Genomic DNA, 13,164 nt, shown 5'->3' on the forward strand with positions numbered 1-13,164 from the left:
TCGTGGCCATGTTCGCTGCCTACGCTGCCCGAATCGACCGCGACCAGCCCCTGAACGGCCTCGAATTGGGCGAACGCCCCGAGCCCGAGGCGCGTCCCGGCTGGACCACCGTCACCGTCAAGGCCGCCTCGCTCAACCACCACGACCTGTGGTCGCTGCGCGGGGTCGGACTGCCCGAGGAGAAGCTGCCGATGATCCTCGGCTGCGACGCCGCCGGCATCGACGAGGACGGCAACGAGGTCGTCCTGCACTCCGTCATCGGCCAGACGGGTCACGGCGTGGGGCCGAACGAGCCCCGCTCCATCCTCACCGAGCGCTACCAGGGCACCTTCGCCGAGCGCGTCACCGTCCCCTCCTGGAACGTGCTGCCCAAGCCGAAGGAGCTTTCCTTCGAGGAGGCCGCCTGCCTCCCCACCGCCTGGCTGACCGCGTACCGCATGCTCTTCACCAACGCCGGCGTGCGGCCCGGGGACTCCGTGCTCGTGCAGGGCGCGGGCGGCGGCGTCGCCACCGCCGCGATCGCCCTCGGCAAGGCGGCCGGCCTGCGGGTCTTCGCCACCAGCCGCGACGAGGCCAAGCGCAAGCGGGCCGTCGAGCTCGGCGCCGTCGAGGCGTACGAGCCGGGGGCGCGGCTCCCGCAGCGGGTGGACGCCGTCATCGAGACCGTCGGCGCGGCCACCTGGTCGCACTCGGTCAAGTCGCTGCGGCCCGGCGGCACGCTCGTCATCTCGGGCGCCACGAGCGGCGACCGGCCCTCGCACGCCGAGCTGACCCGGATCTTCTTCCTGGAACTGAAGGTCGTCGGCTCGACGATGGGCTCCAAGGACGAACTGGAGGACCTGCTGTCGTTCTGCGCGGCGACGGGCCTGCGGCCGGTGATCGACGAGGTCCTGCCGCTGGACCGGGCGCGCGAGGGCTTCGAGAAGATGGCCTCCGGCGAGCTCTTCGGGAAGATCGTCCTGAAGACCTCCTGACTGACCTCTTGATACGGGACGGTTGTCCTGATGGGATCTCCGGCACGCGAAACGTGAACATCACTCACCTTGTCGTGTCACCTTGCCGTGCCGGAGGCCTCCTTGTTGCGAACCACCCTCGCGGCGACCGTCGTCGTCGCCTCGCTGCTCGCCCCGACCGCCGCGAGCGCGGAGCCCGCCGCCGGGGCGGATGCCGCCGCCGGGGCGGAGGCCGCTGCCCGGGCGGAGACCGGCGGTGACGCGATACCCGCCCTCACCGACTCCCGCGGCCGGGTCCTCACCCTGCGCGGCTGGAACCTCGCGGACAAGTCGCACAGCGGCGACGCCGCCCTCTCCGGGATCACCGAGAGGCACTTCCGGGACATGCGGGCCAAGGGCTACAACACGGCCCGGCTCCTCGTCTTCTGGGACGACCTGGAGCCCCGCCCCGGCCAGTACAGCCAGTCGTACCTCCGCAAGATCGAACGGGTCCTGGACTGGGCGGCGAAGTACGACGTCAAGGTTGTCCTCGACGCCCACCAGGACGTCTTCGGGCCCGCGTTCGGCTCGCGGGGCGTGCCCGCCTGGGCCACCAGGACCGACGGGCTGCCCTTCACCCCGCACCCCGACGACTGGTTCTCCGAGTACTTCGAGCCCGCCGTCCAGCGCGCCTTCACCCACCTGTACGAGGACGAGGACCTGCAGCGCGCCCAGGCCCGCATGTGGCGGGTGCTCGCCGACCGCTTCGGGGACCACCCGGCCGTGCTCGGCTACGACCCGATCAACGAGCCGATGGGCGAGCTGCGCGAGGGCGAGGACCTGGCGACCGCCGCCCGGCGCATCGAACGGGACCAGATCACCCCGATGTACAACCGGATCGCGGACGCGATCCGTTCGGTCGACAAGCGCGGGTGGCTCTTCGTCGAGCCGACCCCCATCGTGGGCGAGGGCGTGCCCACCGGCCTGGGAAGGATCGACGACCCGAAGGTGGTCTATGCCCCGCACTTCTACAACGGCGCGATGGAGGCGGGCGGCGACTACGACCCGTCGGCCGGCTGGATCGAGAACTACGAGGCGGCGGTCACCCAGTACCCCAAGGAGTACAAGGTCCCCGTGGTGGTGGGGGAGTGGGGGCCGCTCAACAACTCCCTTCCGAACATGAACCGTTTCTACCGCGAGGCCATGGCCTCGCTCGGCCGGTACAGCTCCGGCTGGATGGGCTGGGAGTGGTGCTACGGCGGCGGCTACTGCGCCGTGGACGCCACCGGGGCCTTCCGCGCGAACAAGGAGCTGACCGCCGAGCCGTACGCGGAGGCGGTCGCGGGCACGGTCCGCTCCGCGTCGTACGACCCGGAGGCCGGGGCCTACCGCCTCTCGTACGACTCCGCCGGCCGGCGCGGCTCCCGCGTCACCGAGCTCTCCCTGCCGCCCGGCGACTGGCGGGTGACCGCCCACGGCGGCGCACTGGTCCTCCGCAAGGACCGGGGCAGGGCCTGGATCCTCGCGTCCCCGAACACCCGGGTGACGATCACGGCAACCCGAGGCTGACGACCCCACCGGGCCGGGCCCGAGCCCGGCCGGGGCCTGCGCTTGGCCAGGGTCTGCGCTTGGCCGGGGCCTGCGCTTGGCCGGGGTCTGCGCTCGGCCGAGCTCTGCGCTTGGCCCGGGGCCTGTGCTGGGCCAAGGGCCCGCCCTCGGCCGGGGCCCCGTGCTCGGTTCGGGGTCTGCGCTTGGCTTGGGCCCTGCGCTCGGCCGGGCCCCGGGCTCGGCCGGATTCGCGCCCGGCCCGGGCGCATCGGCTCGGGCGGCGCGGCCCGCCCGGGCCTGCGTCGCCGGGTGCTCGCGCCTCCTGGGTCTGCGTCGCCGGGTGCTCGCGCCTCCTGGGTCTGCGCCGTCCGGCCCGTCAGGCTTTTCTCTCGGGGTCCAGCAGGGCCGTGATGCGGAGGGCCGCCGTCGACAAGTGGTGGCGGGTCTCCGTCAGTTGGTCCTGGGTCACCCCGTGGTCGCGGGCCGCGTCGCGGATCTCGTCGCGGAAGCGGTCGAGGAGCCGGTCGAGGTCGCGGGTCGGGTCGCCCGTGCCCGCCGTGTCCCGGGCCCACTCCGGCGCCTCGGCGGAGAACGGCGCCTCCTGCGAGGCGGCCTTCGGGTGGGTCGTGTCCGCCACCAGGTCACCGAGCTGGGCCGTGATGCCCGAGATCCCCTCCCAGACCCCCTTGGGCCAGTCGCCCCGCGAGAACCGGTCCTGGACCTCGTCCTGCACCTGCTGGGCGATCCGCTGGAACTCCTTCGCCTGGCGCCGCGCCGACCGGGCCTCCTCGCGGGCCTCGCGGGCCTGCTGCTTCCACTCCTGCTTGAACCGGCGCATCTCCTCCTTGGCCTCGGCGAACGAGGAAGGATCCACCGTGCGGTTCTGTCCCGCGGCCGCGCGCATCTCGCTGCGCACCCGCCCGGCCGCGCCCCGCACGTCGTCGCGGATCTCCGCCGCCAGCTCCGAGACCGATTCGCGGATCTCCCGCTCCAGGTCGTCCAGTTCGGCGCCGCGCCCGGCCAGCTCGGCGCGGCCGGCGTCGGTGATCGAGTAGACCTTGCGGCCCCCCTCGCTGGCGTGCGTGACGAGACCCTCGGCCTCCAGCTTGGAGAGGCGCGGGTAGACCGTGCCCGCCGAGGGTGCGTACAGCCCCTGGAAGCGCTCTTCGAGGAGCCTGATCACCTCGTACCCGTGGCGCGGGGCCTCGTCGAGCAGCTTGAGGAGGTACAGGCGGAGGCGTCCGTGCGCGAAGACGGGCGGCATGTCAGAGCACCTTTCCGGTCGCGGAGGGAGCGGACGAAGGGGCGGTGGACGAGGAGGCGGCGGACGAGGAGGCGGCTTCGCCGTCCTCCTCGGGCTCGGGGCGGCGGAGCAGGGCGATGGAGCCGGAGACGGTCGTCGCCTTGAGCGTGCCCCGGCCCGAACCGAGGGTGCCGGTGATGGACTTGGCGCCCCACTGGCCTCCCACCCGCAGGTCCTCGAAGGCGTTCGACACGGCGCCGCTCGTGGTGCTCGCCTCGACCCGGGCGTCGGCCGGGTGCGGGAGGCGGATGGCGACCTCGCCCGAGACGCTGGTGAGCCGGATGTCGGCGGGCGGCCCGTCGAGCCGGGCCGGGTCGAGGTCGATGACCATGTCGCCGCTGACCGTGTCGGCCTTCACGGAGGAGCCCGCGCCCTCGATCACCGTCACGTCGCCGGTCACGGAGTTGACGCGCAGCGCGCCGGTGACCGACTGGGCCTCCAGGTTCCCCGAGACGCTCTCGGCGCGGACCGGGCCGGAGAGCCCGAGGAGGGTGGTGTCGCCCGTGACGCCGCGCACCTCCGTACGCCCTCTGATCCCGCTGACGACCGCCTCGGCTCCGACCACGCCCACCTCGACGTCGATGCCCGCGGGGACGGCGACGGAGACGACGGCCCGGCGGCGCCGGTACTCCTTGCGCTCGAACCACTTGAGGATGCTCTTCCAGTGCAGGTCCTCGTAGGTCACGGTCAGCGTGGAGCCGTCCTGCGTCACGATCAGCGGCGGACCCTCGATCTCGGAGATCTCCAGCCGGGTGGAACTCTCGTCCGTCCCCACCACGTTCACCGTGCCGTTGACGATGCGGACCTGCAGAAGTGTCACCGGCTCGGCCGGAGCCAGCTTCGTCGGCTCGGTGACGGACCACTCTGTCATGGTGCTGACCTCCCGTATCGGCAACGCAACATATCGCGTTTCTCGATAGACACGATATATCGCGGTCTTGCGAAGTCAACCCCGACCCAACCCCGACTCGACCCTGACAGGGAGGGGGTGATAAGGGTCGTATGTGGACGAATTGGCCTAGCGTGGGGCCATGAACGCGACATCCGGACCGCACTCCGCCGGAGCCCTGCTGCTCTGCCGCGCCGAACCTTCCGCGGTCCGGCCGCCCGCCCAACTCCTACGGGAACGGCTGCTCCTCGCCCCCGCGGGAGCCGAATGGAGCGTGCTCGTACCGGAGGGGAAGCCCTGGCTGCACGGCGGGGAGCCCGTCGAACAGGTCGTCACCGGCTGGGCCACCGCCCTCGCCGTCCCGGCCGCGGGACGGCCCGTCGTCGCGCTCTGGTGGGACCGCGACCGGGCCGGTCTCACGCTCGCCGCCGGCTTCCGCCGTACGGTCGGCTACACCTGGCTCGCGGACGGCACCCCCGTCGGCGAGGACGAGGCCATGCGCACCTTCGCCGACCGGCTCGCCCTCGATCCCGTCCTGGACGTGCAGGCCCTCGAACCGCTCACCGAGCCCGACCCGGACGCCGACGCCCGCACCCGGCTCCTCGGCGTCGTCGCGGTCCTCGCCCGCGCCGGGCTCGCGCTGCCCACCGGAATCGTCCCCGGCGAGACCGCCGACCGGCTCCGCTCCGCCGCCCTCGCCCAGGGCGCCGAGCAGGTCGACGGCTCGGGTCGGCCGCATGCCGTACGCACGGAGCTGGATGCGGTGGAGGCCGGTCCCCTCGGCCCGTACCTGCGCGGCCCCCACGCGCGCGTACTGGGCGGGGCGCAGCTCCTCCTGGGGGTGCCGCTGCTGTTCTGGGGCGCCGGCCGGCGCAGCGGCGGCTGGGCGACGGCCGGGGCGCTGCTCGTCGCGCACGGTGCGCTCGGGCTCGCCCACGACCGGCTGCGGGAGCGGTGACCCCGCAGCCGGAGGGGGTTCCTACTCCTCGTCGTCCTCGTCGTCGTCCAGACGGGCCAGCCAGGTCGCGAGGCGCTCGACCGGCACCTCGAAGTCGGGGTTGAGGTCGACGAACGTCCGCAGCTGCTCGGCGAGCCACTCGAAGGTGACCTCCTCCTCGCCGCGCCGCTTCTCCAGTTCCTCGATGCCACGGTCGGTGAAGTACATGCGATCAGGATAGGCCGTACCCCTCCCGTCCCCTGTCGCCCGTCAGTCCCACCGATTAGCCTTCTGGATCCAACATCGCTTCGGGGAGCGGGGGGCCGCTGTGGCACTGGGGATCGCTCGGATTCGACTGGACGACGGCACGCCCGTCTGGGCACGGGTCAGCGACGCGGAGGAACTCAACAGAGGCGGCGGCTTCCAGGACACCGGCGTCAGGGACCGGGTGGTCTCGATGGCCGGCGGGCTCACGGACGTGGTGCGCGGGGTCGTCGGCTCCCTGCGCGCCGGCCTCGACCCGCAGGGGCCGGTGGAGGTCGCCGTCAGCTTCGGCATCGAACTGTCGGCGCAGTCGGGCAAGGTGATCGGCGTCCTCGCGGACGGCGCGGGCAAGGCCTCCGTGAACGTCTCCCTCACCTGGACCGAACCGGGCCCGGCGGCCCCCGCCCCGGCCGCCGGGTCGAGCCCGGCCGCCGAGCCGGGCCCGACGGCGACCCGGGCGCCCGCGACAGCCCCGGGCCCGACAGCCGGACCGGACCCCGCACCCGCGCCCCCACTGCCCAGCGCACGCCCGGCGGCCGACGAGGTCGCATGAGCGACTTCGACGCTCTCGTGCGCCCCGCACTGGTACGCATCGCAGCCCCCGGCTGCGGGTATGACCCGCACGGCGACCGGTACTGGGGCACCGGCTTCTTCATCGCCCCCGGCTGGGTGCTGACCTGCGCCCATGTGGTGGCCGAGGGGGGAAGCGCGGTGTGGAAGAGGAAGCCGGTCGTCGGCATCACCTGGGAGGACGGCAAGACCACCCGCGAGACCACGGGCACCGTCGTGCTCGCGCTGCCGCTCCCCGACCGGCCCGAGGACCCGCCCGACCGATGGGCCTTCCCCGACATCGCGCTCATCAGCGTGCCCGGCACGGGGAAGGCGTCCTGCGTGCGCCTCAGCGAACGCCCCACCGTCCGGCCCACCGCCCGGCCGGTCCGCGTCAGCCTGCACGGCTGGTCCCGGGAGACCGGCGAGCTCGGAGTGCGCACCGTCCACGGCGAGATGAACGGCAGCGACGGACAGGCGCTCGTCACCGACGTCATGCCCGTCGAGGGCTGCTCCGGCGGCCCGGTCGTCGACCGCGACCAGGGCGCCGTCGTCGGCATCAACAAGGGACGCGGCCGCGACGGCGGCGCCGTCGTCCCCGTCACCGCCCTGCGCCGGCTGCACGACCTCCCGGGCGGGGAGAAGATGGCCGAGGCGCTGCGCGCCCACGACCGCCACCACCTCGTCCGCTACCGCTCCCTGGACGACCGGCCCGACTGGACCCGCGCCCAGGGCCGGCTGCCCGGAGCGAGCGGCGTCAGCCCCGGGCTTCGCACCCAGCTGTACGGGCACTTCGCCGAACTGCCCGCGCCCACCGCGCCCGGCGAGATCCTGGACCTGATCGACCAGGTCAAGGCCTGGATCAGGGACGACGACCTGCCGGACGCCCTGGAGGACGATCCGCGCACCTGGAGCGAGGGCGCCGGAGTCCTCCGCGGACTGCGCGCGCCCCACAGGGACGTCCACGATCTCGAACGGGACGCCCTCCTGCTGTACGCGGCGCACGTCGCCCGGCAGGTCTCCGGGCGGTACGGCGAGCGGGCGGACACCACCGGCCTCACCCGCTGGATCGTCGACGAGTCGGGCGACGCCGACCGCCACCTCCGGCGCGAGATCGACCGGCTCGTCACCCCCGGCCGGTCCCCGTCCCTCTCCGTACGCGAACCCCGCGCGCGTGCCGACGTCCTCCTGGAGATCGACACCCCCCGCTACGACCGGCGGTACCCCTGGCGGGTCAAGCTCCTCCTGGACGGGCAGACCGTCACCCCGCTCCACTGCGACGACCGGGGCGTCGAGCGGGCCCGGCTCAAGGAGACCCTGCGCGAGCCGCTCGCGGACGCCCTGCGGCGCGGCGACAGCGGAGCCCATCTCGCCGCCGTGGAGGCGGTGCTGCCGCGCGAGCTCTTCGACGAACCCCTCGACACCTGGCGGCTCGAACCGCCCCACGGCCCCGACGACGCCTGGACGACCACCCTCGGCCAGCGCAGGATCGTGGTCATCCGCGACGCCCGCCGCCACGACCTGGAACCGGCTCCCGAATGGCGCGAGCGCTGGGAGGCCGGGGAGCGCGGGCCCCTGCACGCGGCCCCGCTGCGCGCCGAGGTGCCCGGCGCGGGCCCGGACGCCCACACCCCGCGCGTACGCCGGGAGACCTGGGCGGAGACGTACGACCGGCTGCGCGAGGCCGAGGGCGGCACCGTCCCCGTCTACTGCGGTCCGGTCGGCAGCGGCGACGGCCTCATGGCGATGAACGCGGCACTCGCCGCCGGCCACCCGATGGCCCTCTGGCGGACCGGCGCCCACGACCACACCGACTGCGCGGAGTTCCACGAGCGCGCCGAGCGGCTGCTCGCCGGCGCCGTCACCGCCTGGGACATACGCGGCCCGGTCCGCTCCCTGCGCACCCGCGCCCAGGACCGGGCGGCCGGCCCCGAGGCGCGCGCCGCCTACGCCTGGGCCGAGTCCATCGCCGTCCTCCTGGACCCGCCGGACCGCCCACCGCACGCGGGGCGTCTGGAGGCCCCGCCGCTGTTGGGGGAGGGGGACCAGTGACCGGAGCGACCACCGGGACGCCGTGCCCGAGATCCGTCCGATTAGGCCATCGACAGGCCCCGCCCCCGAGCGAGACCGTCGACGGAGCCGACCCCGACACCACAGCCAGGAGGAGTCCATCGTGAACGATTGGCGGATCTACCGTGGTGCCGGTCTTCCGCACGACGAGATACGGCGCCTGCCCGCCCCGCCGCCCTGGCGGGACTTCTCGACGGGCGGTGCCGACGACACCCTCGCCGGCTCCGACCGGCGGCTCGGAGTCAAACGCAGACTCGTCCAGAACCACCATCCCCGGCCCGAGGAGACCGACGCCGTCAATGCCGCCCTGTACCTGCGGCGGCCGCTCCTCGTCACCGGCAACCCCGGCACCGGCAAGTCCACCCTCGCGCACGCCGTCGCCCACGAACTCCGCCTCGGCCGGGTGCTGCGCTGGCCCATCGTCAGCCGCTCCACCCTCCAGGACGGCCTCTACCGGTACGACGCCATCGGCCGCCTCCAGGACGTCCAGCTGGAGCGCGCCCAGGCCGGAGCGCCCGCCGCCGCGGCCCCGGCCGGCATCGGCTCGTACATCCGGCTCGGACCGCTCGGCACCGCGCTGCTCCCCTCCGAGCAGCCCCGCGTGCTGCTCATCGACGAGCTCGACAAGAGCGACCTCGACCTGCCCAACGACCTCCTGAACGCCCTGGAGGAGGGCGAGTTCGCCATCCCCGAGCTGGAGCGGCTCGCCGACCGGGAGCCCGTCGTCGAGGTGCTCAGCGACGACGGCCGCAAGGTGCCGGTGTACGGCGGCCGGATCCGCTGCACCACCTTCCCCTTCATCGTGCTCACCTCCAACGGCGAACGGGACTTCCCCGCCGCCCTGTTGCGCCGCTGCATCCGCCTGGAGCTCGAACCGCCCGGCGAGGAGCAGCTCGGCGCCATGATCGAGGCCCACCTCGGGACCGACGCCGCCGCGGGCGACGGCGAACAGGGCCTCGTCCAGCGCTTCCTGAACCGCGAGCCCGGCGAGGTGATCGCCACCGACCAGCTCCTCAACGCCCTCTATCTGACCCAGCACGCCTCCCGTGCCGAACGGGTGACCAGGGAACGCATCGCCGACATGCTCATGCAACCTCTCGATCAGCCGAGGTGACGATCGGATGCACCGGATGCATCTGGAAGAGCTCACCCGCAGACTGCGGGCCGGCGGACAGGACCCGACCGCCGAGGACATCGCGGACGCCCTCTGGCTGTCCCGGTGGCTCCCCGGCCCCTCCCTGGAAGGGCCGGGGGCCGACCCGCCGCCGGACACGGCCGGGGACGCCCCCGACACCGAGGCGCGCCCCGCCGAGAGCCGGGACCCGGCCCGCCCCGAGGACGAGGCCGCACGGGGAGGGGCGGGCCGGCCGGCCGCGTCCGAGGACGCGGCCCGCGAGTCCGTCTCGCTCCACATGAAGGGCGGACCCGGCGGACCACGCGGCGGCGCGGGGCGTACGGAGCGGGGCGCCACCCTGCCCGTGCGCGCCCCCGGCGCGAACGCCCTGCCGGGACTCCTCGGCCTGCAGAAGGCGCTGCGCCCGCTGCGCGACTACGCCCTCGCCCCGCCCCGCCCCGGCGAGGGCACCCTCGACGAGGAGGCCACCGCCGAACGCAGCGCCGCCGCGGGCATCCTGACGCCCGTCCTGCGCCCCGTCACCGGCCGCCACCCCGACATCCAGCTCCTCATGGACACCGGCCCCGCCATGGTCGTCTGGGACCGCATGGTCGAGGAGCTCCGCCAGGCCTGCCAGCAGTCCGGCGCCTTCCGCGACGTCCAGGTGCACCGGCTGTACGACACCGGCGAAGGCCCCCCGCTCGTCACCACCACCTCCGGCGCCGACGGCCGGCCCCGGCTCCGCCCCGTCGACCAGCTCCACGACCCCACCGGACGCCGGCTCACCCTCGTCGTCAGCGACTGCGTCGGCCCCCTCTGGCAGCGCGGCGCCGCCCAGAGCTTCCTGCGCCAGTGGCCCCGGCACTCCCCGCTCGCCCTCGTCCAGCCGCTGCCGCCGCGCCTCTGGCCGCGCACCGCGCTCCCCGCCGCCCCCGGCGTCTTCCAGCGCTCCGCCGCCCCCGGCGGCCACGCCGTCTTCCGCTCCGACGACGAGCCCTGGGCAGCGCCCGCCTCCGGCCGCCGCGCCGTCCCCGTGCTCACCCCCACCCCCGAGGCCTTCGCCTCCTGGTCCCGGCTGCACACCGGCCACGGCGGCAACACCGTCCGCGGCTGGGCCGCCTGGCTCCACCCCGAACCGGCCGGGCCGCGCACGCCCGGCACCCCCCGCGCGCCCCGCGGCGACGAGGAGCTCCTGCGCGCCTTCCGGGCGGGCGCCTCCCCGGGGGCGCTGCGGCTCGCCGTCCACCTCGCGGCGGCCCCGCTGACCCTGCCCGTCATGCAGCTCGTCCAGCGCGCGATGCTGCCCGACACCGGCCCCATGGAGCTGGCCGAGGTCCTGCTCAGCGGGCTCCTGCGGCGGCTGCCGGGCCCCACCCCGTACCCCTGCTTCAGCTATCCGCCCGGCATCCAGCAGCACCTCCTCGGCTCGCTCGACCCCGGCGCCGCCGCCCTCGTCCTCAAACACTGCTCCGCCTATGTGGAGCGCAATTTCGGCCAGGGCATGCGGAACTTCCCGGCGCTCGCCGCCGCCCGCCTGGCCGGCACCGACACGGGTACGGAAGCCGACACGGCCCCGGGCGTCGACCTGGGCGGCCGGGGTACGGGGAGCGCCAGGACGCCCGACGACACCGACGAACCCCTCGGGCCCGAGGGCGCCGAGACCGAGCTGTTCGCGCGCATCCCCGCGCGCGTGCTCCGCTTCTACCACCCCGACCTCGTCACCCCCGACCCGCTCACCGAGGCCCGCCGCCTCCTCGAACAGGGCCGCGGCCAGTCCGACCCGGCCCTCCTCGCCGGCGCACGCGAGCGCGCCGAGGCGGCGCTCGCCGACGAACCCGTCGAGGCCCGGATCGTCCTCGGCCGCGCTCTCCAGGCCGAGGCCGGCACCGCCGCCGCCCGCCGCTCCGAGCGGCGCCGCGAACTCCTCGCCGAGGCCGCCGACACCCTGGCGCGCGCCGGGGAACTGGCGCGTCCGGGCGACGAGGCATGGGCCGAGGCACGGCTCGAACTCGCCGTCGTCCACCACGCGCTGTGGCGCGACACCGACGAGCCCGAACACCTCGACGCGGCCCTCGCCGCCCTCGCCGAGGACGCCGACCGCTGGCCCGAGACCACCCGCCACGTCCTCCACCTGCGCCGCGGCCGGCTGCTCCTCGCGCGCGGTGACGGCGCCGCGGCCGCCGGGGAGCTCACCGCCGCCCTCACCCTCCAGGAGAGCGCCGCCGCCCTCCTCGACCTCGCCGACGCCCTGCACCTCGCCGAGGCAGGACCCGACCGCATCGCGCCCGTGCTCGACCGCGCGGAACCGCTCCTCGGCGACGGCCGCGCCCTGCGGCTCCGCTTCACCACCGCCCGCGCCCGCCTCTACGACGCGGCCGGGGACGGCACCGCCGCCGACGCCGCCTACGAGGAGGCCACCCTGCTCGCCCCCGCCGACAGCGAACAGCGCGGCCGGACCCTGCTGACCTGGGGCGAATCGCTGCTGCGGCGTGCCGCAGCCGGCACCGGCACCGGCCCCGTCGACCGGGCCGAGGGGGTGCTGCGCGAGGCACTCACCCGGCTGCCCGCCGGCGCGCCCGAGCGGGCCACGGCGCGGACCCTGATCGGCAGCGTCCTCGCGCTCCGCTTCCACCGCGCCGGCTTCCTGCCCGACCTCTTCGAGAGCCGCCACCTCCTGGAACAGGCCCTCAGGGGCACCGACGACCCGGGGGAGCGTGCCGAGATCTGGCTGCAACTGGGACGGGTGCGCCTGGAGTTGGCCGAAACCGCACGGGACGGCGTACTCGGCGACGCCCTCACCGCCTACCGGAACGCCGCCGAGGACTCCCGTACCGCCCACGGCGACACCCCGGGCACGGTCACGGGCGCCCGCGCGTTGCACGCCCAGGGAGCGGTGCTCTGCCTCATGGGCCGCCCGGGGCGGGCCCGGACGGTGCTGCTCACCGCGACCGCGCAGTGGCGCCGTCTCACGGGGGAGTTGGTGGAGGTCGACTGGGGCGACGTCGAACGGACCCGGGCGCTGCTCGCCGGTCTCGAGAGCGCCAGGGGGCAGGCGGGTGTGCCGCTCACGCCCGACGAGCGCCGCAGTGTCGCACCGCCGTGGTGGCCCTGGACGGCTGGATAACGGGGGCGTACATGGGGGCAGTTGAATCGAATGGGTTTCCGGTCTCATGGCGTCGGGAAGAACCGCCGCACCGCTACGACCGTGGGGGACAGCTTCGGTGAGGAGGAGCCGAGAGTGTGCGAGCGCACGGGGTGGGCGACCGGTGTCGGCCGGGACGCCGTCAGGTCTTCGCGACTGTCCGATCTCGCGGCCGTCGACCTGCGGACCTTGCGGGTCATGGATGACGCCGCTCTCGGGGCGGCGGTGGAGAGAGTACTGCTCCGCCCCTCGGATCTCGTCGAGTCCTGGCAGGAGGACGAGTTCGTCGGCTGACGGCCGGGTTCACCCGCGAGACGTCCGTACGGGGCGATCGATTTCGGCCGTATCCACGTCCGGCGGCCGGTCGTCCGGCGGTCGCTCGCCCCTCGGTCGCTCGCCCCTCGGCCGCTCGCCCC

The 13,164-nt window shown here is 74.7% G+C and carries 10 protein-coding genes; 7 read left to right on the plus strand and 3 right to left on the minus strand.

From position 1 onward, the window contains the following. Positions 1-8 precede the first annotated feature (8 nt). Together SVTN_RS25565 and SVTN_RS25570 are read left to right on the plus strand one after the other, a co-directional pair. Positions 9-974, plus strand: coding sequence for a zinc-binding dehydrogenase (locus SVTN_RS25565; protein ID WP_041131207.1), 966 nt, complete (start codon positions 9-11; stop codon positions 972-974). Positions 975-1,079: 105 nt separating this feature from the next. Next, positions 1,080-2,501 (plus strand): cellulase family glycosylhydrolase, encoded by a 1,422-nt coding sequence (locus SVTN_RS25570; protein WP_041131208.1) that lies wholly within the window; start codon positions 1,080-1,082, stop codon positions 2,499-2,501. A 355-nt stretch (positions 2,502-2,856) separates the two neighbouring features. Here SVTN_RS25570 and SVTN_RS25575 read toward each other — a convergent pair whose 3' ends face one another. Beyond that, complete coding sequence (locus SVTN_RS25575; RefSeq protein ID WP_041131209.1) at positions 2,857-3,744, minus strand: PadR family transcriptional regulator; 888 nt, start codon at positions 3,742-3,744, stop codon at positions 2,857-2,859. A 1-nt stretch (position 3,745) separates the two neighbouring features. Further along, the gene (locus SVTN_RS25580; protein WP_041131210.1) at positions 3,746-4,654 is read right to left on the minus strand and encodes a DUF4097 family beta strand repeat-containing protein; all 909 of its coding nucleotides are present in this window, start codon (positions 4,652-4,654) and stop codon (positions 3,746-3,748) included. A 160-nt stretch (positions 4,655-4,814) separates the two neighbouring features. Here SVTN_RS25580 and SVTN_RS25585 point away from each other — a divergent pair, with 160 nt between their 5' ends. Continuing rightward, positions 4,815-5,630 (plus strand): hypothetical protein, encoded by an 816-nt coding sequence (locus SVTN_RS25585; RefSeq protein WP_041131211.1) that lies wholly within the window; start codon positions 4,815-4,817, stop codon positions 5,628-5,630. A gap of 21 nt (positions 5,631-5,651) precedes the next feature. Here SVTN_RS25585 and SVTN_RS25590 read toward each other — a convergent pair whose 3' ends face one another. Further along, positions 5,652-5,837 (minus strand): DUF6104 family protein, encoded by a 186-nt coding sequence (locus SVTN_RS25590; protein WP_030207192.1) that lies wholly within the window; start codon positions 5,835-5,837, stop codon positions 5,652-5,654. Between the two features lie 100 nt (positions 5,838-5,937). Here SVTN_RS25590 and SVTN_RS25595 point away from each other — a divergent pair, with 100 nt between their 5' ends. The 4 genes from SVTN_RS25595 (at position 5,938) to SVTN_RS25610 (ending at position 12,730) form a co-directional block, all read left to right on the plus strand. Beyond that, complete coding sequence (locus SVTN_RS25595) at positions 5,938-6,426, plus strand: CU044_2847 family protein (RefSeq protein WP_063782280.1); 489 nt, start codon at positions 5,938-5,940, stop codon at positions 6,424-6,426. Next, the gene (locus SVTN_RS25600; RefSeq protein WP_041131212.1) at positions 6,423-8,474 is read left to right on the plus strand and encodes a VMAP-C domain-containing protein; all 2,052 of its coding nucleotides are present in this window, start codon (positions 6,423-6,425) and stop codon (positions 8,472-8,474) included. Before SVTN_RS25595 ends, SVTN_RS25600 begins: the two co-directional genes overlap by 4 nt. 121 nt (positions 8,475-8,595) lie before the next feature. Next, a complete protein-coding gene (locus SVTN_RS25605) occupies positions 8,596-9,606 on the plus strand; it encodes an AAA family ATPase (RefSeq protein ID WP_041131213.1) in 1,011 nt (336 codons plus the stop codon). A 7-nt stretch (positions 9,607-9,613) separates the two neighbouring features. Continuing rightward, a complete protein-coding gene (locus tag SVTN_RS25610) occupies positions 9,614-12,730 on the plus strand; it encodes an SAV_2336 N-terminal domain-related protein (protein ID WP_052499299.1) in 3,117 nt (1,038 codons plus the stop codon). The last annotated feature ends 434 nt before the right edge of the window (positions 12,731-13,164 follow it).

The organism is Streptomyces vietnamensis (genome assembly GCF_000830005.1).
Classification (GTDB): domain Bacteria; phylum Actinomycetota; class Actinomycetes; order Streptomycetales; family Streptomycetaceae; genus Streptomyces; species Streptomyces vietnamensis.